The 20721-nt window shown below is 62.2% G+C and carries 12 protein-coding genes and 5 pseudogenes; 10 read left to right on the top strand and 7 right to left on the bottom strand.

Annotated elements, in window-relative coordinates; translation table 11 throughout:
* The 3 genes and pseudogenes from BZ163_RS03570 to BZ163_RS03580 form a co-directional block, all read left to right on the top strand.
* Positions 1-1744: 3-hydroxyacyl-CoA dehydrogenase NAD-binding domain-containing protein (locus BZ163_RS03570; protein WP_128869802.1), on the top strand; the 1744-nt coding region annotated here is incomplete at its 5' end.
* Between the two features lie 57 nt (positions 1745-1801).
* Positions 1802-2990: pseudogene (locus tag BZ163_RS03575) on the top strand (acetyl-CoA C-acyltransferase).
* Positions 2987-3436, top strand: a complete 450-nt coding sequence (locus BZ163_RS03580; RefSeq protein WP_178110420.1) for a thioesterase family protein — start codon at positions 2987-2989, stop codon at positions 3434-3436. Before BZ163_RS03575 ends, BZ163_RS03580 begins: the two are co-directional and overlap by 4 nt.
* Positions 3437-3524: 88 nt before the next feature.
* On the opposite strand, the gene BZ163_RS03585 is transcribed toward BZ163_RS03580, so the two are convergent.
* From BZ163_RS03585 to BZ163_RS03600, 4 genes and pseudogenes are all read right to left on the bottom strand, one after another.
* Positions 3525-4532 (bottom strand): NAD(P)-dependent alcohol dehydrogenase, encoded by a 1008-nt coding sequence (locus BZ163_RS03585; RefSeq protein ID WP_128869803.1) that lies wholly within the window; start codon positions 4530-4532, stop codon positions 3525-3527.
* A 126-nt stretch (positions 4533-4658) separates the two neighbouring features.
* Positions 4659-5717 carry an NAD(P)-dependent alcohol dehydrogenase gene (locus BZ163_RS03590; protein ID WP_128869804.1) on the bottom strand — a complete coding sequence of 353 codons (1059 nt, stop codon included), beginning with the start codon at positions 5715-5717 and terminating at the stop codon, positions 4659-4661.
* A 58-nt stretch (positions 5718-5775) separates the two neighbouring features.
* A pseudogene (locus BZ163_RS36325) lies at positions 5776-7231 on the bottom strand (acyl-CoA reductase).
* A 4-nt stretch (positions 7232-7235) separates the two neighbouring features.
* A complete protein-coding gene (locus BZ163_RS03600) occupies positions 7236-8675 on the bottom strand; it encodes a hypothetical protein (protein WP_128869805.1) in 1440 nt (479 codons plus the stop codon).
* Positions 8676-9018: 343 nt separating this feature from the next.
* Here BZ163_RS03600 and BZ163_RS03605 point away from each other — a divergent pair, with 343 nt between their 5' ends.
* The 5 genes and pseudogenes from BZ163_RS03605 to BZ163_RS03625 all read left to right on the top strand — a co-directional run bounded on the left by BZ163_RS03605 (position 9019) and on the right by BZ163_RS03625 (position 15302).
* Positions 9019-10170 carry an iron-containing alcohol dehydrogenase gene (locus tag BZ163_RS03605; protein ID WP_128869806.1) on the top strand — a complete coding sequence of 384 codons (1152 nt, stop codon included), beginning with the start codon at positions 9019-9021 and terminating at the stop codon, positions 10168-10170.
* A complete protein-coding gene (locus BZ163_RS03610) occupies positions 10167-10604 on the top strand; it encodes a thioesterase family protein (RefSeq protein ID WP_128869807.1) in 438 nt (145 codons plus the stop codon). Before BZ163_RS03605 ends, BZ163_RS03610 begins: the two co-directional genes overlap by 4 nt.
* 278 nt (positions 10605-10882) lie before the next feature.
* Positions 10883-11569, top strand: coding sequence for a TetR/AcrR family transcriptional regulator (locus tag BZ163_RS03615; protein ID WP_128869808.1), 687 nt, complete (start codon positions 10883-10885; stop codon positions 11567-11569).
* A 356-nt stretch (positions 11570-11925) separates the two neighbouring features.
* Positions 11926-13939 (top strand): annotated as a pseudogene (locus tag BZ163_RS03620) (DUF1302 domain-containing protein).
* Positions 13940-13979: 40 nt separating this feature from the next.
* The gene (locus BZ163_RS03625) at positions 13980-15302 is read left to right on the top strand and encodes a DUF1329 domain-containing protein (RefSeq protein WP_128869809.1); all 1323 of its coding nucleotides are present in this window, start codon (positions 13980-13982) and stop codon (positions 15300-15302) included.
* Positions 15303-15389: 87 nt separating this feature from the next.
* Here BZ163_RS03625 and gabD read toward each other — a convergent pair.
* The 3 genes and pseudogenes from gabD to glaH all read right to left on the bottom strand — a co-directional run bounded on the left by gabD (position 15390) and on the right by glaH (position 19228).
* A pseudogene (gene gabD, locus BZ163_RS03630) lies at positions 15390-16839 on the bottom strand (NADP-dependent succinate-semialdehyde dehydrogenase).
* Between the two features lie 36 nt (positions 16840-16875).
* Positions 16876-18153, bottom strand: coding sequence for an L-2-hydroxyglutarate oxidase (gene lhgO / locus BZ163_RS03635; RefSeq protein WP_128869813.1), 1278 nt, complete (start codon positions 18151-18153; stop codon positions 16876-16878).
* Between the two features lie 97 nt (positions 18154-18250).
* On the bottom strand, positions 18251-19228 hold the full coding sequence (gene glaH, locus BZ163_RS03640) for a glutarate dioxygenase GlaH (protein ID WP_128869810.1): 978 nt from the start codon (positions 19226-19228) through the stop codon (positions 18251-18253).
* A gap of 195 nt (positions 19229-19423) precedes the next feature.
* On the opposite strand from glaH, the gene csiR reads away from it, so the two are divergent.
* Both csiR and BZ163_RS03650 read left to right on the top strand, forming a co-directional pair.
* A complete protein-coding gene (gene csiR / locus BZ163_RS03645; RefSeq protein ID WP_128869811.1) occupies positions 19424-20122 on the top strand; it encodes a DNA-binding transcriptional regulator CsiR in 699 nt (232 codons plus the stop codon).
* Positions 20123-20344: 222 nt separating this feature from the next.
* Positions 20345-20721 (top strand): annotated as a pseudogene (locus tag BZ163_RS03650) (oxidase); the annotation flags it as partial.

A 20721-nucleotide genomic window follows, 5' to 3' on the forward strand; every position in this document is an offset into this window, starting at 1 on the left:
GCCGGAAATCAAGCTCGGCTTGCTGCCCGGCGCCGGTGGCACCCAGCGCCTGCCGCGCCTGATCGGTGCCGTCGCGGCGCTGGAAATGGTTGCTTCGGGCCAGCCGGTCAACGCGCCTCGCGCACTGGCGCTGGGTTTGGTCGACCGTGTGGCGCCAGACGCGGACAGCCTGCTCGACACCGCTCGCGGTCTTGCCGAAGACTTGATTGCCCATCAGGAGCCGGCGCGGCCGACTGACCCTCAAGAGCACCCGGGAGCGGCCTTGCCGGCGAATTACTTCGCCGAATACCGTGCCGCCAACCAACGTCGCTGGAGCGGCCAGAGCGCGCCACAGCGGGTGGTCGCGGCGATCGAGATCGCCTGCAACCTGCCGTTGGCCGAAGGCCTGGCCAGGGAGAGCGAGCTGTTCAAAGAGGCCGAGGCCTCGAGCGAATCCCAGGCTTTGTGCCATGTGTTCTTCGCCGAACGTGAAGTCGGCAAGCTGCCGGGGCTGGGCGCGGCCACGCCGATCCGTGCGGTGAACCAGGTGGCGGTGATAGGCGCCGGCACCATGGGCGGCGGGATCGCCATGAACTTTGCCAATGCCGGCATGGCGGTGACGCTGCTGGAGCTCAAGGCCGATGCCCTGGCGCGCGGCATGGCGCAGATCCGCAAAAACTATGAAACCAGTGTCCAGCGCGGCAAGCTCACGGCCGAGCAGGTGGAAGAACGCATGGCGCTGCTCCACGGCACCCTGGACTACGCCGACCTCGCCAAGGCCGACCTGGTGATCGAAGCGGTGTTCGAGAGCCTGTCGATCAAGCAGCAGGTGTTTCGCACTCTGGACGAGGTGTGCAAGGCCGGTGCGATTCTCGCGAGCAATACCTCCACCCTGGATGTCGACGCCATTGCCGCGGTCACCCGCCGGCCACAGGACGTGGTCGGCCTGCACTTCTTCAGCCCGGCCAACGTGATGCGCCTGCTCGAAGTGGTGCGTGGCACGGCCACGGCCCCCGATGTGCTGGCCACCACGCTGAAGATCGCCAAGCGCATCGGCAAGATCCCGGTGGTCTCCGGGGTGTGTTTCGGCTTCATCGGCAACCGCATGCTCGAACCCTATTCCCGCGAGGCGCACCGCCTGCTGCTGGAAGGCGCTACGCCTGCGCAGATCGACAAGGTCCTCACCGGCCTGGGCCTGGCCATGGGCGTGATCGCGATGCACGACCTGGCCGGCATTGATGTCAGCTTCCTGGTGCGCGAGTCGCGCCGGGATGTGATTGCCCACGACCCCGGCTACTGCAAGCTCGCCGACGCACTCTACGCCCTCGGCCGTTATGGCCAGAAGACCGGCCGCGGCTATTACCTCTACGAAGGCCGCGAGCGCAAGGATGACCCGCAAGTGGTCGCCCTGGCCGAGCAGATCGCCGGCGACCTGGGGATCCAGCGCCGCGCCATCAGCGATCAGGAAATCCACGACCGCTGCCTGTTGATGCTGGTCAACGAAGGCATCCAGTTGCTCGACGAAGGCATTGCCCAGCGCAGCAGCGACATCGACCTGGTCTGGATCAACGGCTACGGCTTCCCGGCCTGGCGCGGCGGCCCGTTGCATTACGCCGAAGGGCTGGGGCTGGGGCTGGCGCACGTGCTGGAGCGCATCGGCCATTACCGCCAGGCACTCGGCGCCTACGGCGCGATGTGGTTCCAACCCGCCGCACTGCTGGAGCGCCTGGTGGCCAGCGGCAAGACCCGCATCGAACGTCTCTGACCCTCCGGCGGCCACTCCCGGGTGGCCGCCCCAATCGATTAAACAAGGATCTCGACCATGAAAGAAGCCGTCATTCTGTCCACGGCCCGTACCCCTATCGCCAAGGCTTTCCGTTGGCGCGGTCAACACCATCAAGTCGCCGACCATGGCCAGCCATGCGATCCGCGCGGCGGTAGAACGCGCTGGTATCGAAGCGGGGGAAATCGAAGACCTGGTGATGGGCACCGCCCTGACCAGCGGCACTGCCGGCCTGAACCTGGCGCGCATGGCGGCCCTGGCCTCGGGCCTGCCGTTGTCGGTCAGCGGGCAGACCCTGGATCGCCAGTGCGCCTCGGGCCTGATGGCCATCGCCACCGCCGCCAAGCAGATCATGGTCGACGGCATGCCCGCCGCGATCGGTGCCGGCCAGGAGAACATCAGTGCGGTGCAGAATCGCAATATGGAATGGGCCTACGCCGAGCGCGACCCACAGGTCGAGCGCAACGCCATCCACGCCTACATGCCGATGCTGAAAACCGCCGAACTGGTCGCCAAGCGCTACGGCATCAGTCGTGAAGCGCAGGATGCCTATGCCCTGCAATCGCAGCTACGAACCGCTGCGGCGCAGCGGGCCGGCCTGTTCGATGGCGAAATCGTCCCGGTCACCAGCCTGCGGCAGGTGATCGACAAAACCACTGGCGAGACGCGCCTGGAAGAGGTCACCCTCACCAGCGATGAAGGCAACCGTCCGCAGACCCGCCTGGAAGACCTGGTCAACCTCAAGCCGGTGATCGAGGGCGGCTGCATCACCGCCGGCAATGCCAGCCAACTGTCCGACGGCGCCAGCGCCTGCGTATTGATGGATGCGCGCCTCGCCGAGCAGCGCAACCTCAAGCCGTTGGGCCTGTATCGCGGGATTGCCGTGGCCGGCCTGGCCCCGGAGGAAATGGGCATCGGCCCGGTGCTGGCGGTGCCCAAGCTGCTCAAGCAACACGGCCTGACGGTGGACGATATCGGCCTGTGGGAGCTTAACGAAGCGTTCGCCTGCCAAGTGCTGCATTGCCGCGACACCCTGGGCATCGACGACGCCCGGCTGAACGTCAATGGCGGTGCCATCGCCATCGGCCATCCTTACGGCATGAGTGGTGCGCGGATGGTCGGGCATGCCCTGCTGGAAGGCCGGCGACGCGGCGTGAAGTACGTGGTGGTGACCATGTGCGTCGGCGGCGGCATGGGCGCGGCCGGTCTGTTCGAGGTGTTCCAGTGAGCCAGTCCAGACCCGGCGCCAATTCACGCGGGGACTACCCGCATTTTCGGCCGATCCAGACCCGCTGGATGGATAACGACGTCTACGGCCACGTCAATAACGTCAACTACTACAGCTATTTCGACACGGCAGTGAACGGTTATCTGCTGAGCCAGGGCGTGCTCGATTTCGAGCGCGGCGAGACGATTGGCCTGGTGGTCGAAACCCAGTGCAACTATTTCGCGCCGATCGCTTTTCCAGACGACATCGAAGCCGGGGTGCGGGTGACCCGGCTGGGTGGCTCCAGTGTGCGGTATGAGGTGGGCCTGTTCCGTGCGGGGGAGGCCCAGGCGTCGGCGCAGGGGCACTTCGTGCATGTCTACGTGGGCCGCGAATCCCGGCGTCCGGTGGCGCTCGGCGAGGCCCTGCGGGCTGCGCTCGTCCCGCTGCTGGTCAACGTCGATTGATAAGGGGCAGCGCGGCTTCTTCGACGCCGCGCTGTCGCGCCACTTGTAGGCGCGAGCAAGCCCGCTCCTACAGTGTGGGGGCTTTGATTCAGTAGTGCAGGCAGATCTTGCCGAAGTGCCTGGCGGATTGCTGATGGGCAAAGGCCTCGGCGATCTGTTCCAGCGGGTAGCGGCTGTCGATGACGGGGCGCCAGCTGAAGTTTTCCAGGGCGCGCACCATGTCTTGCTGCTGTTCGCGGCTGCCGACGATCAGGCCCTGCAGGGTTTGCTGCTTGCGCATCAGTTCCAGGGTGGGAACGCTGCCGGACATACCCGTGAGCACACCGATCAGCGCTATGTGGCCGCCCGGCGCACAGGCACGAATTGACTGGGGCAATGTGCCCGGGCCACCCACTTCAACCACGATGTCGGCGCCATGCCCGCCCGTGGCGGCCAGTACTGCGTCGCCCCATTCGGGTTGGTCCTTGTAGTTGATGACCTGATCGGCGCCCAGTGCCAGCAGGCGTGCTTGCTTGGCCTCTGATGAGGTCGTGGCAATCACCCTCGCGCCCATGGATTTGGCCATTTGCAGCGCAAGAATGGAAACACCGCCAGTGCCCAGTACCAGCACGGTGTCACCCGCCTGGAGACGACCGTCCACGACCAGTGCACGCCACGCAGTCAGGCCTGCCGTGGTCAGCGTGGCGGCTTCTTCATGGCTATAGCCCTTGGGCGCCAGTGTGAAAGCTTCGGGGGGCATATTGACCCGTTCGCGGGCAAAGCCGTCCACGCCATCGCCCGGGACAGTCTGGAAGGTGGTGGGCACGACGCGGCCCGATTGCCAGTGGGGGAAGAAGCGGGACACTACGCAATCACCCACGGCGAACTCAGTCACACCTTCGCCGACGGCGGTGACGACCCCGGCGCCATCGGACATGGGGATGCGACCATCCTCCGCCCGGGCGTGGCCGGTGACCACGCCGAGGTCGTGGTAGTTGAGCGAACTGGCATGGATACGCACCTGGATCTCGCCTGCACCGGGCGCACCGGGGGCGGGCATGTCGACAAGGCGCAGGTTATCCAGGCCAGCGGGGTGTTGGAGTTGAATGGCTTTCATGAGTGTCCTCGAGTCAGTCCGCGCAAAGGGAGGCACAGCTGTTTCGTCAACGATGGCCGCGCCCGAACTGGAGCATATTGCCTCAAGAGGACGCTGCGGTGGTGGGCACCGCAGCGTTGGAAGTGTTTAAAGCGCTACGTCACGCATGCTGGTCATGTCGATCACGAAGCGGTACTTCACGTCGTTGCGCTGCAGGCGCTCAAAGGCGGTGTTGATGTCTTTGATGTCGATCATTTCGCAGCTGGGCAGGACCTGGTGTTCGGCGCAGAATTCCAGCAGTTCCTGAATCGGCTGGATCCCGCCGATCAGCGAACCGGCCAGGGTGCGGTTATTGCGGATCAGCAAGCCGCCGTGGATCGGCTCCAGCGGCTCGATGGCGCCGACCAGCACCATCACGCCCTCGCGACCCAGCAGCATCAGATAAGGGTTGACGTTGTGGCTGCTGGGAATGGTGTCGATGATGAATTCGAAGGCATTGGCCGCTGTCGCCATCGCCGCCGCATCGTTGGACAACAGCACGTGATTGGCACCGAGGGTGCGGGCGTCGTCGGCCTTGCCCGGTGAGGTGGTGATCACGGTGACTTCGGCACCCAGGGCAACGGCCAGTTTCACGGCCATATGACCGAGCCCGCCAAGGCCGACCACCGCGACTTTCGAACCCTTGCCCACGCCGTAACGGCGCATCGGGCTCCACACGGTGATGCCGGCGCACAGCAAAGGCGCGGCGTAGCGCGGATCGAGGCTTTCGGGCATGCGCAGAACGAACTGCTCACGAACGACAATGTGCTCGGAATAACCACCATAGGTGATCTCGCCGGTATGACGGTCCTTGCCGTTGTAGGTCGGCGTCGGGCCATGGACGCACAGTTGCTCCTGATGCTCCGCGCACGGCGCGCACTGCAGGCAGCTGTCGACCTGGCAACCGACCGCGACCCGGTCGCCGACCTTGAAGCGGCTGACGCTGCTGCCGACGGCAGTGACATGCCCGACGATCTCGTGGCCTGGCACGATGGGATAGACCGTGTTGTTCCAGTCGTTGTTGACCTGGTGGGCATCGGAATGGCAGACGCCGCAATAGGCGATATCGATGGCGACGTCATCGGCGCGCAAGGCGCGGCGATCGAAGCGAAAGGGGGTGAGGGCGGAGTGCGCCTCGTGGGCGGCAAATCCCAGGCAAGTAGTCATGGGTAAGTCCTGTAGAAATCAACGCGTACCCCCGGCAAGAGCCGGGGGTACAGAGGGGTTAGATCGATGGGCGCAACCACGGCGCCGGGGTCATTTCCGGCGAGGCGATCTGGTTGACGATCCACTTGCCCATGCGACGCAGCGGCTCGATGGAATCCTGCGGACCGGCCCATTTCAGCCCGGCTGCGTAGCCCAGCGAAACGATGCGCTGGGCGCCATACAGCGGCAGGATGTCCTTGAGATCTTCCTTGATGCTTTCCGGGTAGACGCCGACGGTCTGGGTATAGGCATCCACCGCGCCCATCATCTCGTGCAGGTCATCGACCGGCACCAGGTTGGCGGTACGGTCGTCGAGCTTGGTGGCAAAGGACACCGACTCCGGAAGCTGCGAGCAGATGACTGCACCTTCGCCGTCCATGCCGCCAATCACCTTGTACCACTCGTCATCCAGGCGCAGCGCGTCGACTTCGGCCTTGAGGCCCTGGTCGTAGCGTTTGGGCATGGTGCTGAGGGTGTTGGGCAGGGTCTGCATGGCGTCGTAGACATAACCGCCGAACTTGTTCAGATTCGCCAGGCCGGCCTCGTCGGTGCCGCTCTGCACGTAGACCACCCGCGCGCACACGCAGGCTTTCTGGTTCAGCGCGCCGATGTCGCTGGCCAGGCGCACGGCGGCCTCGCGCATGGTTTCTTCACTGTCGAAGGTGCCCTTGCCGAGGATGCTCGCGCTGCGTTTCGGGTCGAGGGAGATCAGCTCCAGGCCCGGCTGGATGTAGCGGGTGACGTGCTTCATCGACGAAGCCGCCCCAGGCAACGATCTTCTCCAGGTTCTGTGGCTGGTACAGGCGCTCCTCGAAGGCTTGGTCGCCGCCTTTCCAGTAAGCGACGCTGAGGTGTTTGGTCAGCGGGTGGTCCGGCGCCATCTCGACCATGGTGCGGGCAATGGCCAGCGCGGTGAACGGGTCGTTGGACGGCGCCTTGATGATCGCATCGCTGCGCAGCACCATGTTGCGCAGGCTGGTCAGCAGCGACAGCCCGGTCGCGTTGCCCGCGACGATATGCAGTGTGCGGGCGCCGAAGCAGCGCACGTCCAGTTCGGTGCCATCGATCAGGGTTTGCTTGACCCAGCCTTCCAGGTACTTGACGCCCACCGAGTTCTCCACCTGTTCGGTGACGGATTCACGGGTAAGCATGTGGCGCAGCCCCATGTAGCTGCCCTTGACCATGGTCGGGGTGACCGGCGCAGTCAGGTAGGACAGCTCGCAGGCTTCCTGCAAGTAGGGGTTCTGGTCGAACTCCAGGCGTTCGCCGAGGGCTTCGCAGTAGTCGAGGATGTCCTTGAAGGTGAGCGTGTACAGGTCGGCCAGCTTCGCCGGGTTACCCAGCGGCAGTTGGTCGATGTACTTGTGCGCATCCGGAGTCTGGAAGACCAGGTCGCCGCCGCGGCCACCGACGTCGATCAGGTTGTCGGTGATGACTTTGCCGCGGATGATCATTGGCGCAATGGGTTTGGTCATGGGGTTAGCCCTCTAATGTGGTCAGGAAATCCATCGCTTGGCGATGCGAGTCTTCTGTTGCGGCGCAGCTGATCTTGTCGTCGCCGCCGTTTATTTCGCTGTAGCGCTGGATCGGTCCGACCACGTAGTAGCTCGGCCGACCGCAGGCGCAGGGCTTGTCCCATTCGACGGTGATTTCATCGCCGGTGATAAAGCCGCCCCAGCGGGTTTCGGCACCGAGGTCGAAGAACGCGGCGCGGCCGGTCACACGGCCATGGCGTGGCAGCGGCTTGCTGGTCTCCGGATCAAGCAGGTAGGGGATGACGGTCGGGGCGAAGTGGAAGTGGCCCTCTTCGCAGCGCGTATGGACGCCGCCGACGATTTCGGACATGGCGTAGGATTCGTTGAGCACCTTGGCACCGGTGAAACGCAGCACGTCGTCGCGCCAGCCTTCGGGTTGCACGGAACCCTTGCCGCCACCGGCGGTGTGGATGTACGAGTCAGGGTGGAAGACCCCTTCCAGGCCGCGCTCCAGACCGGCCTTGGCCATGTTGTGCAACAGGTTCCAGGTCGCGCCGATGTACACGCGCTTGCCCTTGAGCTGGGTGGACATATGATCGAAAAAGGTCGCCAGGTGTTGCGGCATTTCGGCCTGCAACTCATCGAAAGCCTTCTTCTTGGCCATCAGTTCCGGGCTGATCTCCAGGCGATCGAGCGTGCCCTTGGACTGTGCCGCGCGCAGCTTGGCCCCCAGGTGGAGCACGTCGGTGCTGAGGGTGGTCGGGTAAGCCGCATGGAAATGCGATTCGTCCGGCAACAGCGCCGGGATCATGGCGATGTGGACACGCACATGGCTCAGGTAGCCCTTGCGGTAGTACGGATAAATCGTGTGCAGGTTAGGCGCCGGGGTGTCCGGACCTTCCATGGCCCACACATTCAACTTGCGCAGCTGGGCGAATTTGTCCCACTCATTGACGCCGTGAGGCAGGAACGACAGGGTGCCGGAAGTGCCCGAGGTGTGGCTGATGCGCAGTTGCGGCACGGCCTTGTCCATGGTCTCGAACCAGTCGTCCAGGCCCTGGCACGCGCTGACGTCGACCGCGGCGATGGCTTCGGCCATCTCTGGCGTTACCAGTTTGCCCAGCCACTTGTTGATCTGGGCGAAGTTGCGCTTTTCCAGCAAGGAGGGCGGGTAGGACTTGTACACGCTGTGTTCGAACAGCAGCGGCACCACGTCGTCGAATTGCTCGATGCTGTCCACGCGTTGGGCGTCGGCAAGCTTTTTGAGCATGGGGATCCGGTCGCGCAATTCTGCAAAGCGCTGCTTGAGGGCGGTCAGCTGCAGCGCGTCGATTTCGGCGCGGGGCAGATTGTTCCAGGCGGTTTGGGAATAATTGACCATTTCTGCCGGATTGTTCAGCAGCTGCTGGGTTTTTTGTTCTATCGACAGTTGTGCAGTGGGCATTTTCTGGCTCGCTACTCGACTAGTGAAACCGGCGGGGCCGGGGAGAGGTGTGAATCCAGTATGGGATGGCGGCCTTGGTTTTTGTTCCGGATTGAGGCGATCGGGATGATTGTCTAACTGATTGAAAAATATGAAAAAAATAAGAGATTTTAATGTGTTGGAACAGGCCGTTCCGGATTTGAGGGTGGTGCGTTCAAAGGGCTGGAGTATGACCCGGCATTCACACTAATAATGGTCGGGGCGCGCTGCCAGTCAGGCCACTAACGTGAGGGATTTGCGGCTAGCGCAGGTGCTTTGCGATCACCATAAAAATCAGTGCAACACACCTATTTGTGAGGCTTCCATGTTGAAAATGGTATTTCAGACCACGCCATCAACGATCATTGAACTGGGCGCCGCGACCCGGCTCGCCACGCAAGTGCGAGGCATGGGTTGCGCTTCGGTTCTGGTGGTGACCGATGCGGGGGTTATTGCGGCGCGACTACTGGATGCGGTGGTCGCCGGCCTCGAGAGTGACGGGATAGCCGTTACGGTGTTTTCGCAGGTCCAGGCTGACCCGCCGGAGTCGGTGATTCTGGCCGCGGTGGACGCCGCCAAAGCCTGTGGCGCCGATTGCGTGCTGGGCCTGGGTGGCGGCAGCACGCTGGATGCCGCCAAGCTGGCAGCGTTGTTGGCGCGCAGTGGCGAGTCCCTGGTCGAGATCTACGGCATTAACAAGACCAAAGGCCCGCGCCTGCCGTTGATTCTGGTGCCGACCACGGCCGGGACCGGTTCGGAAGTGACGTCGGTTTCGGTGGTGACCACCGGTGATGGCCAGAAGAACGTTGTTTACTCGCCCATGCTGTTGCCCGACGTGGCTGTGCTGGACGCGGAACTGACCCTTGGCCTGCCAGCCCATGTCACGGCGGCGACCGGTATCGATGCCATGGTTCATGCCGTCGAGGCCTATACCACCAAGAACCTGAAGAACCCGATTTCCGATTGCCTGGCGCGCGAGGCGCTGAGCCTGTTGGCCGGCAGCCTGTTCCAGGCCTGTAAGGACGGCAAGAACCTCGAAGCGCGGGAAAACATGCTGCTGGGTGCCAGCCTGGCGGGTATGGCGTTCGCCAACGCCCCGGTGGCGGCGGTGCATGCCCTGGCTTATCCCCTGGGCGCACGGTTCCACATCCCGCACGGGCTGTCCAATGCCCTGGTGCTGGGGCCGGTGATGCGCTTCAACCTCGAGGCCGTGGCGCCGCTGTATGCGCAACTGGCCGATATCGTCCTGCCCGGCACCTTGGGTAGCGATCGCGAAAAAGCCTCTGCCCTGGCCGACTATCTGGGTGGCCTGGCCGGTGAGCTGGGTCTGGCGACCCGCTTGCGTGACTTGGGTATCGTGGAGTCCGACATCGAGGCGCTGGCTGTCGATGCGATGAAGCAGCAGCGCTTGCTGGGCAACAACCCTCGGGAAGTCTGCCTGGACGACGTGCGCTCGATCTACATGGAAATCCTGTGAGTACCAGGGTTGAGCGGCCGCGTCGGGATGAGTTCCGACGCTTCACCCACATGCCGACGCGCTGGGGGGATCAGGACGCCTACGGGCATGTGAACAATGTGGTCTATTACTCGTATTGCGAGTCGGCGATCACTGCGTTCCTGGTCGAACAGGGGACCCTCGACAGTGCCAGCAGCCCGGTGATCGGGTTGATTGTCAATTCGGGTTGCACCTACTTTTCGCCCAGCGGTTTCCCCGACCAGATCAGTATCGGTATGAGAATTTCCCATCTGGGCAACAGCAGCGCCCGGTACGAACTGGCCTTGTTTCGCAACGATGAGCAGGAGGCGGTTGCAGCGGCCCATATCGTTTATGTGTATGTCGATCGGGCCAGCAACGTAGCAGTGCCCATCCCGCAAGCGATACGTACGGTACTCGCCAGGCTCGCTGACTGACTGAGCGGGCGCCATCATCCTTCACTTGCTGCTGCCGTTGGTCATGGCAGCGGCAGGCTGAAGATGATCAAATCACCCCCCCCTGATGAACACCTGCGCCTGGCCGCTGGCTGGCATTGCCCTGCACCCCTTGGATTTCACTCCTTGAGGCTGGTGCATTGAGTGCACTGGAATATAATCGATCTCCCTCCCTGTAATGGGGAAAGCGCTGTCAGTCTGCGCGCTATCGTGAGGAGAGTCCGGCTCAAGGATGTGCTGGCGATTTACCAGGAGATTGTATGACCAATAAAAAAAACGGGGATGAGGGCGTATTTCAGGTCGAAATTCCAGCCCAACCTCGCAAGGCACCACGGCAGGCGCGCTCGATCGCGCTGGTTTCGGCCGTGAAGCAAACCGCGCTGCAGATTCTCGAAAGCGAAGGGCGGGACGCCTTGAACGCCATGCGCCTGGCCGAAGATTCAGGCGTGGCAATCAGTTCAATCTACGAATATTTCCCGACGATGGAATCGCTGATCGCTGCGATTTTTGACGATTACCGCAATGAAGCCCGCACGGGGCTGTACGCCGGCATCATGGCGCTGCCGCCTGAGGCCACCCTGTATGACGGAATTTTGCTGGCCTTGCGGGCCGTTCTCGCCGCCCACCACAAGAAAACCCTGTTCGATCCGGTGTTCAGTGTGCGCTCCACTCATTACGACGAGTTGGTGCGCCTGGATCTGGTCAAGTCCAAGTCGCTCTTGACCACTACCGCGAGCTCGGCCTTGATGAAGCGTTTCGCCAGCGAAATCCGGGTGAAAGACCTGGAAAAGGCCGAGTTTCTGGTCTACCAGACATGGTCGGCGCTACCTCGGGCCATGTTGCTGGAAAGGCCCTGTTATCTCACTGACGAGGACACGCCCCAGTTGATGGCGCGGATGCTGCACGCGCTGTTGACTGCCCCAGGTGACCCGCCACGACCCTCGTAGCAGTCGTTCTGCATAACAATCCCAACCATCCGTGGGTCGATCAGATTCGATGATCGTCGGTATCGACCTGCGCGACAGGCGCCCGGATGCTGCGAGAGCAGGGTTCGGGCACGCCAGCAGGTATTTGTCGCAATGGCCCTGGAATAGGCCAGGCTCTACTTCTCTGTCATCAAAAGAGAAGTAACTGACATTAAATGTAAATCACATCGGCCAGACACTCGTTAATGTCGACACTGAAGGAAGTGTCTGGCGATTGCGTCAGTCAAGTCATCGAGAAGGTAGGTGGAGGTGTTCAAGCGGACCGCCCCTTAGGTAGCCTCGCAAAAAAAAAAATACAAAAAGGCAGCGATGATGTCATGCATAACAATAAAAGTGATAGCCACACCCCCTCGCGTCACAGTCTGCTGGCCTTGGCCATCCTGGCAGCGTCCATGCCGGCAGCCCATGCCTTCGAACTGGATACCGGCAACCCGGACTGGGAGGTGCGTTTCGATAACACCATCAAGTACAACTACGGTGTGCGCACCGAAAATGCGCACAAGCGCACGCTGAGGACACCGAACAGCAACGACGGTGACTATAACTTCCGAAGAGCCGGCACCAATATTACCAATCGTGTTGACCTGCTGACCGAGCTGGATGTGGTTCACCAGGGTAGCAAGGGCTTTCGCATCAGTGCTGCGAGCTGGTATGACAAGGCGTATGACAACGTCGGCTCCAGTTCCAATCCCTTCGGTAACGGTAATGGCGAGACGTCGGGCCTGGTCGAGAACGATCCGCGCCTGGCCGCGGTCACCCAGGACAATGTCGGCAATGGCAGTCGCCACCTGAGTCACTACGCCCAGCGCTACTACAATGGCCCGTCCGGCGAAATTCTCGATGCCTTTGTGTTCTACAGCACGGATGTGGGCGACGAGTCCCTGCTCAGCCTCAAGGCCGGCCAGCACAACGTGTTCTGGGGCGAGACCATTGCTGAACCCGGTGCATTCGATCAGCTATGGCCAGTCCGGGCTGGACCTGGCCAAGCTGGCGGCCTCGCCCGGTACCGAGGCCAAGGAGTTGTTCGTACCGCGTAACCAGCTCTCGATGACCTTCACCCTCGATTCCGAGTTGACCCTGGGCGCACAGTACTTCCTGGATTGGCGTGCTGCCCGTCTGCCGGAGGCCGGTACCTACTATGGTGGCTCCGACCTGCTGGGAACCGGCGCGCAGTCGTTGCTGCTGGGCAACACCAATGCCGCGGTCCCTGGAAGCCCTTTGGGGTGCGGCCTGTCGCCTTGCAGCGCGATCAACAGCGTGCGTCGTGGTCATGATCTGACACCGGGCAACAGCGGAGACTGGGGCGTAATGGCCAAGTGGTCACCGGCCTGGCTGGACGGTACCCTCGGTTTCTACTACCGCAATACCTCCGATATTCTGCCGCAGGCGTGGCTGGACGTCAGGGGGATCAGTTCGGCCAACCCCGATGGGACCCCGCCAGTGGGTATCGTGCCGGCTGGCGTCAATACGCTTAACTCGGAGGGGACCAATACCTATCAATTGGCCTATGCCGACAATATCCACATCATTGGTCTGAGCCTGTCCAAGGATTTTTCCGGCGTCAGTGTCGGCTCCGACCTGAGCGTGCGTCACAACATGCCGCTTGCCAGCATTCCGGCCACTCTCAGCTCCACCGATCCGTTGGGGCTGGGTGCCGGCCTGGGTCTGTTGCCTGTGCGTACGGCGCAGACCGGTATTGTCTATGACACCCCGAGCAAGGGCGACAGCATGAGCGCCACCGGTGACACGCTGCACTGGACGCTCAATGGCCTGTGGGCTTTTCCCAAGACACCGCTGTTCAATTCGGCAAGCCTGCTCACCGAGCTGTATTACAGCAATCTGCTCAAGCTCGATAGCAAGAACGCGGCGCTCTACAAGGGCAACGGCAGCTACCGTGGCATCGATGCGCCAACGCGGGACAACTGGGGTATCGCTGCCAACTTCACGCCGACCTGGACCCAGGTGCTCCCGGGTGTCGACCTCAACATGCCGATGTCCATCAACCTGGGCCTTGCCGGCGTATCACCCGTATCCGCCGGCGGTGCGAAAAACACCGGCAACTATTCGATCGGCGTCGGTGCCGTTGTGTACAACCAGTACTTTGTCGACCTGAAGTACGTGGACGCTTTCGGCAAGACCGAAAAGTGCAATACCAGCGGCACGAATACTGGTGAAGACAATTCCGGCAGCGGCGACGGCTCCACGCCCAGCGTGTTCAGCGGCAACCAGAACTATGCGTGTTATGGCGGTGGCTATTCGAGCTTCTCCGGCGGTAGCGCGAGCATTCAAGACCGAGGGGCCGTGTACCTGACGCTGAAGACCTCTTTCTGATTCACGAGTTGCCTGGGCTACCAGGCAGGAGAATAACAAGATGAAATTCGTGAAAAGTCCACTGGCTGTGTCGCTCATCATGGCGCTGGCCATTCATGCCCAGGCTTCCGTGTCGAGCCAGGAAGCCGCTCGGCTGGGCGCCAGCCTGACCCTGACAGGTGCCGAACAGGCCGGCAATGCCGATGGCTCCATCCCGGCTTATAACGGTGGCCTGACCACCGCTCCGGCCGGTTTCAAGGCGGGCGATAACATGCGCCCGGACCCCTATGCCGGTGAAAAACCGCTGCTGGTGATCGATGGTAGAAACGTCGACCGGTACAAGCACATGCTCACCGCCACCACCGCGCATTTGGCCAAGCGTTACCCTGGCTACCGTATCGACGTGTATCCGACCCATCGAACCGTGGCACTGCCACAAACAGTGCTGGGTAACAGCCAGATAAATGCCACCAGGGCCAAGTCCCTCCAGGGCGGGTTGGCCATCGACAACGTACTGCCCGGCGTACCCTTCCCGATTCCGCAATCGGGGGCCGAGGCAATGTGGAACTTCTTGCTGCGCTACCAAGGGGTCACCATCGACTCCAAGTACGATTCCTGGAGTGTTGATTCGGCAGGCGTGTCGAGCCTGATGGTCACCGGCCGGGCACTCGTCTCCTTCCCGATTTATGAAAATCTGTCCAGGCCCATCAACAACACCGACATTTACTACCAGATGAAGTTGTCCTATACCGGCCCTGCGGGCCGGGCCGGCGAGTCGATCATGCTTAAAAATGCCGCCAACCCGGTGCAGCAGGCGGGCCGCGCCTGGAAGTACCTGCCTGGCCAGCGTCGCGTCAAACCGTTATCGATCCTGGCCTTCGACACGCCTAACCCCGGTACCGCCCGCGCCATGGAGCTTTACGACTGGAATCTATTGGGCAAGCAAGAAATGATCGTGCCCTACAACACCTACAAATTGACCTACGCCCAGGATCCCAAGTTGTTGACCACGCCCAACTTCCTCGCGCCCGACTTCGTACGTTGGGAGAAACATCGCGTCTGGGTGGTGGAGGGCACTCTCAAGGCGGGGGCGCAGCACATCTTCCAGAAGCGCCGCTTCTATCTGGATGAAGACAGCTGGGCGGCTCTGGCCTCCGATCAGTACGGCGCGAGCGACAAGCTTTATCGGGGTTCCTTCGCCTTCCTCAGCCAGAGTTACGACCAGCTGGTTCCGGATGCTACCCCTTTCATGACCTACGACCTGGTGCGCGGTTCCTACAACATCAATGGCGTGGTAGGTCCTCACGGCGGCATCAAGTACATCGATCCTTTGTCGACGGCTCAGTGGTCGCCGGAGTCCATGGCGGGTACCGGTATTCGCTGAAGGGGTGCGCAAGACACCGCTGGCATGAGTAAAACCCATGCCGGCGGAGTAGGGGGACCCTGCCGCTCAGCGACCAGGTGGGGTGAGTCAGATACCGATGCACAGGTATTTGATTTCCAGGTAGTCCTCGATGCCGTACTTGGACCCTTCGCGGCCCAGGCCCGAGGCCTTGATGCCACCGAACGGCGCCACTTCGTTGGAGATGATCCCGGTGTTGACGCCAACGATGCCGTACTCCAGCGCTTCGCCCACCCGGAACACACGGCTCAGGTCACGGGCATAGAAGTAGGACCGCCAGGCCGAATTCGGTGTCGTTGGCCATGGCGATCACATCGGCTTCGTCCTTGAAACGGAACAGCGGTGCCAGCGGGCCGAAGGTTTCCTCCTTGGCGACGGCGGCGTTGCGCGGAACATCGACCAGCACGGTCGGCTCGAAGAAGGTGCCGCCCAGGGCATGCGGCTTGCCGCCGGCCACCACGCGCGCGCCTTTGCTGACGGCGTCAGCGATGTGTTCCTGGACCTTGGCCATGGCCTTGGCATCGATCAGGGGACCTGTAGTGACGCCGTTTTCCAGGCCGTTGCCAATGTTCAACTTGGCCACGGCCGCGGTGAGTTTTTCGACGAAGGCGTCGTAGATGCCGTCCTGGATATACAGGCGGTTGGCGCAGACGCAGGTCTGGCCGTTGTTGCGATACTTGGAGATCAGCGCGCCTTCGACGGCGGCATCCAGGTCGGCGTCGTCGAACACGATGAACGGTGCGTTACCGCCCAGTTCCAGCGAGACCTTCTTGATGTCCTTGGCGCACTCGACCATCAGCTGACGGCCGATTTCGGTGGAGCCGGTGAAGGTCAGCTTGCGCACGATCGGGTTGCCGGTCAGCTCGGCGCCGACTTCGCCGGCACTGCCGGTGACCACGCTGAACACGCCTTTGGGAATACCGGCGCGCTCGGCCAGTTCCGCCAGGGCCAGGGCCGAGTAGGGCGTTTGCGAGGCCGGCTTGAGGACCATGGTGCAACCGGCGGCCAGGGCCGGGCCGGCCTTGCGGGTGATCATCGCCGACGGGAAGTTCCACGGCGTGATGGCGGCCGTGACACCGATCGGCTGCTTGAGCACCATCAGGCGCTTGTCGACCTGGTGACCGGGGATCATGTCGCCGTAGACGCGCTTGGCTTCTTCGCCGAACCACTCCAGGAAGGAGGCGGCGTAAGCGATTTCGCCACGGGATTCGGACAGTGGCTTGCCTTGTTCGAGGGTCATCAGGCGGGCCAGGTCTTCCTGGTTGGCCATCATCAGATCGAACCACTTGCGCAGCTTGTTGGCGCGGTCCTTGGCGGTCAGGGCGCGCCAGGCCGGCAGCGCCTTGTCGGCGGCTTCGATGGCGCGACGGGTCTCGGCCGCGCCCATCTTCGGCACGCTGCCGATGATGTCACCGGTGGCCGGGTTGTTGACCTTGAGGGTCTGGCCGTTGTCGGCATCGACCCATGCACCATCGATATAGGCTTGCTGGCGGAACAGTTTCGGATCGTTGAGTTGCACGCAAAATTCCTCGCTGCTGGTTACAGTGGCTGCTGGTTACAGTGACTGGGTGGTTGCGACGGATGCCGCCAGAGGGGCGGGCCGAGCGGCGTTGACCGGTTTGACGAAACTGGCGCCGGTGCTGGCGAGCTGCTCGCGGACCTTGTCGACGATGTACGCGCCGATCGGAATGGCCGAGGTCGCAGCCGGCGACGGGGCGTTGCAGACGCTGACGCTGCGGGCGGTGTTGACGAACAGGAAGTCGTCGATCAGCTTGCCGTCCAGCGAGACCGCCTGGGCGCGGACACCGGCCGGGTAGGGGGTCAGGTCGCTCTTGACGATGCTCGGGCAATACTTCTGCACCTGCTTGAGGTAGCCGCCCTTGAACAGCGAGTTTTTCAGCTCGATCAGGCCGGGGCGCAGGTTCTTCTTCAGCACCTTGAGAACGCCCGGGGTGGTCAGGGTTTCGAACATGTCGGTCAGCGAAAAATCGGTCTTGCGATAGCCTTCGCGCTTCATCGCCAACACTGCGTTGGGGCCGACGGTGACGGTGCCGTCGATCATGCGGGTCAGGTGCACGCCGAGGAACGGCATGGCCGGATCCGGGATCGGGTAAATAAGGTGGTTGACGATCTGGTTGTGTTGCTTGGGCAGCAGGTAGTACTCGCCCCGGAACGGGCAAATGATGAAATTGGGCTCGATCCCGAGCATGCGCACCACGCGGTCGGCCATCAGGCCCGAGCAGGTGATCAGGAAGCGGCCATGGTGCTCCTGGTTGCCGGTGCGCAGCACCACTTCATCGGGACGCTCATCGATGGCGAGCACTTCACTGTTGTAGCGGATCTCGCCACCGGCGGCTTGGAATTCGCGGCCCATGGCGGCGGTGACCTGGGCGTAGTTCACGATGCCGCTCGAAGGCACGAAGATACCGCCCAGGCCGACGATGTTCGGCTCGCGCTCACGCAGTTCGGCGGCCGTCAGCCAGTCGCGCTTGATGCCATTGGCTGCAGTGCGCTCCCACAACGCACCCATGCGCTCCATTTCCAGCGCGTTGGTGGCCACCAGCAGTTTGCCGCACTCGTCATAAGGGATGCCGTGCTTGTCGCAGAAAGCCTTGGTGGCCTTGTTGCCTTCCAGGCAGAAGCGCGCCTTCAGGCTGCCCGGGGTGTAGTAGACGCCGGCATGGATCACGCCGCTGTTGTGGCCGGTCTGGTGCATGGCCGGGCCGGACTCTTTCTCCAGCAGGAGGATTTTTGCGTCGGGGTAAACCTGGGTCAGTTGCATCGCCGTGGACATGCCCACAATGCCGCCGCCGATGATGATGAAGTCGTACACAGCCATTGGATTGCACCCACCTGGATTAGGTTTTCGTTGGAAGCACGACCAGGGCCACGGGGGTGGCCCTGGTCAGTTCAGCTCAGCCTGGCAAACCTTACTGACCACGCTGGTACAGGGTTTTCTGGTAGCTGATGTAGCCACGCTGGCGCATCAGTTCACGACGCAGGCCCTGGTGGGCGGTGAAGCGGTCGCGGCCGTGCAGCCAGAACATGTTGTTGACCAGCACGAAACTGCCGATCGGCACCGGTACCGACAACTTCTGCGGGCAGCCTTCCAGGGATTCGCTCATGGCGTTCAGCCAGATACCTTCCTCGAAGTCCTTGGGCTGCACGAACTGGTCGATGTAGCGCATGGTCGGGCGACCTTCGGCATCGTTGTCGAACACCGCGTGGAACACGTCTTCACGCACGTTCTTGCTCGGCGGTGCGGTGAAGCGCATTTCACGGCGGGCCAACGGGTGAGTGTAGTAGTGCTGCAGATCTTCCCAGTCGTCCAGGTGCAGCAGCAGGGAGTTGCCGCCTTCCATGTTCTGCTCGTCGATCTTCATCATCATCACGTAGTCGGTACGCTCCTGGACGAAGGTGCCGTCGTTGTGCAGTTCCATCACCCGGTGTGGCTGGCGCAGGTAGCTGTCGGAGTTGTCGGTGTTGACCACCACGAAGCGCGCGTAGAACTGGCCGCTCATGGCATCGAAGTTGGAGCGGCCGATCAGGTGGGCGACGGCCGAGGAGAACTTGACCATGTCATCGGCCTGGGACACGTCGTCCAGACCTTCCGGTGTGATCAGCATGCCGCCGGTGGCGCGGTCCAGGATGGTATTGACCAGCACCGGGCGCAGGGTGCCTTCGCACAGTTCGTCAAGGATTTGCGCGACCCGAAAGCGCAGGAACGACTTGTACTCCAATGCCTGGACCGGCCACTCGGCCACCGCCTTGATGAACGCGTCGACGGTTTCCTTGTTGAACTTCAACTCCAGCAGCCGCGGCGACTGGCGGGAGGGGGCGAGGGTGAAGCCCTTGCTGTCGGATGGCAGCGGCATCACAAGGTCCCGAATCTGAGTAAAGGCGTTCATGGCGGCTCCTGGGCAAAAGGTAGTGATTGGCGCCTTCCAGCAGGGGTCTGGATCAGGCTTGGAGCAAAAGTATCGTCATAAATTAAAAATGTCTACATTTTTATGTTTAGGCGACAAAACCGATTTTAGTCGAAAGTTTTTCGTCTGATAGATGTTTGGGTATGATTGGTTTTTGGCGATTTTAGGAGCAGCACCTTGGATAGCCTCACCCCCAGGCTTAACTCTGCATTCAGCGGGTATGAGCGGCTCAAGCTGGACATCATCCGTGGCGTGTTCAAACCCGGTGAGAAACTGCTCATGAGCGGGCTCAAGGAGCGCTATGACCTGGGTGTCGGCCCGCTGCGCGAAGCCCTTTCGCAACTGGTGGCCGAGCACCTGGTGGTGGTCATCAGCCAGAAAGGCTACCGGGTCGCGCCCATGTCGCTGCGAGAGATGCAGGATATCTATGATGCCCGCGCCAATCTGGAAGCCATGATCGTCGGCCTGGCCATCGAGCGGGGGGATGACGCCTGGGAAGCCCAGATCCTGGCCCAGTCCCATACGTTGTCGAAAGTCATGGACGTGACGACCCGCGAGAGGGTGCTCGACGTCTGGGATGAACGGCACAAAGCCTTCCACAGCGCCATTGCCGCCGGTTGCGGCTCCAGGCATTTACTCCAGGCGCGCACCTACCTGTTCGATCAGGCCGAGCGCTATCGTCACTTGTGGCTGACGCAAACGGTGTTCTCCGAAGAAGCCCTGGAGTTGAAGCGCAAGGAGCATGCCGCGCTGGTCGAAGCCATCCTCGCCCGCGATACCGCGCGGGCGACGAGCCTGATGCGCACCCACCTGATGTCGCCCGTGCCGATCATCGTCGAGGTGATGCAGCGTGACGAGTGGGCGAAACTTGCCTGAACCCGCTCAGGGCTCCCCCCCGTAGCACGGTGTCATCAAAAGCCACGCTGTCATCAAATGCATTGTGACTGTCGCTCAATGAGAAGCAGTCGACGCCTCCATGACGATACTGGTTTGCTCGCCGACATCGAACAGTCGAGCAAAAACCACTGACAGATGCCTCTCCGTCCTGACGGGAGACTGTCAGTTGCATCCGGTGAACAATCATGGAGAGCGTGCAGGATGAAGTTCAGTTTTGTGGATAACGCCGCGCCGAGCCGTCGACGCGTGCTGCGCGATGCCTTGACCCTGGCTTTGGCGGCCTCGCCGTTGGCAAGCCTGGCCAAGGCCGCCGCCGAACCCGAGGCGGCCGACGAAAACGCCGAAGACGTGACCTTTGCGGCTGGCCCGCGACCGCTGGTGCAATATCCGCAAAAACGCCCGCTGACCCTGGTGACCACTCGCCCGCCGCACCTGGAGACGCCATTCCCTGTCTTCAACGATGGGCCGATCACGCCCAACGACGCCTTTTTCGTGCGTTACCACCTGGCCAATTTCCCCACCAGCATCGATCCGGACAGCTACCGCCTGACGATCAAGGGCGCGGTCGACACGCCGCT

Origin of the sequence: Pseudomonas sp. VI4.1 (assembly GCF_002029345.1) — a bacterium.
Taxonomy (GTDB): Bacteria; Pseudomonadota; Gammaproteobacteria; order Pseudomonadales; family Pseudomonadaceae; genus Aquipseudomonas.

Coding starts and splice junctions, on each gene's coding strand:
- BZ163_RS03585 (WP_128869803.1), bottom strand. CDS start 4,532: ATGAAAGCCATTCAACTCCAACACCCCGCTGGCCTGGATAACCTGCGC.
- BZ163_RS03590 (WP_128869804.1), bottom strand. CDS start 5,717: ATGACTACTTGCCTGGGATTTGCCGCCCACGAGGCGCACTCCGCCCTC.
- BZ163_RS03600 (WP_128869805.1), bottom strand. CDS start 8,675: ATGCCCACTGCACAACTGTCGATAGAACAAAAAACCCAGCAGCTGCTG.
- BZ163_RS03605 (WP_128869806.1), top strand. CDS start 9,019: ATGTTGAAAATGGTATTTCAGACCACGCCATCAACGATCATTGAACTG.
- BZ163_RS03615 (WP_128869808.1), top strand. CDS start 10,883: ATGACCAATAAAAAAAACGGGGATGAGGGCGTATTTCAGGTCGAAATT.
- BZ163_RS03625 (WP_128869809.1), top strand. CDS start 13,980: ATGAAATTCGTGAAAAGTCCACTGGCTGTGTCGCTCATCATGGCGCTG.
- glaH (WP_128869810.1), bottom strand. CDS start 19,228: ATGAACGCCTTTACTCAGATTCGGGACCTTGTGATGCCGCTGCCATCC.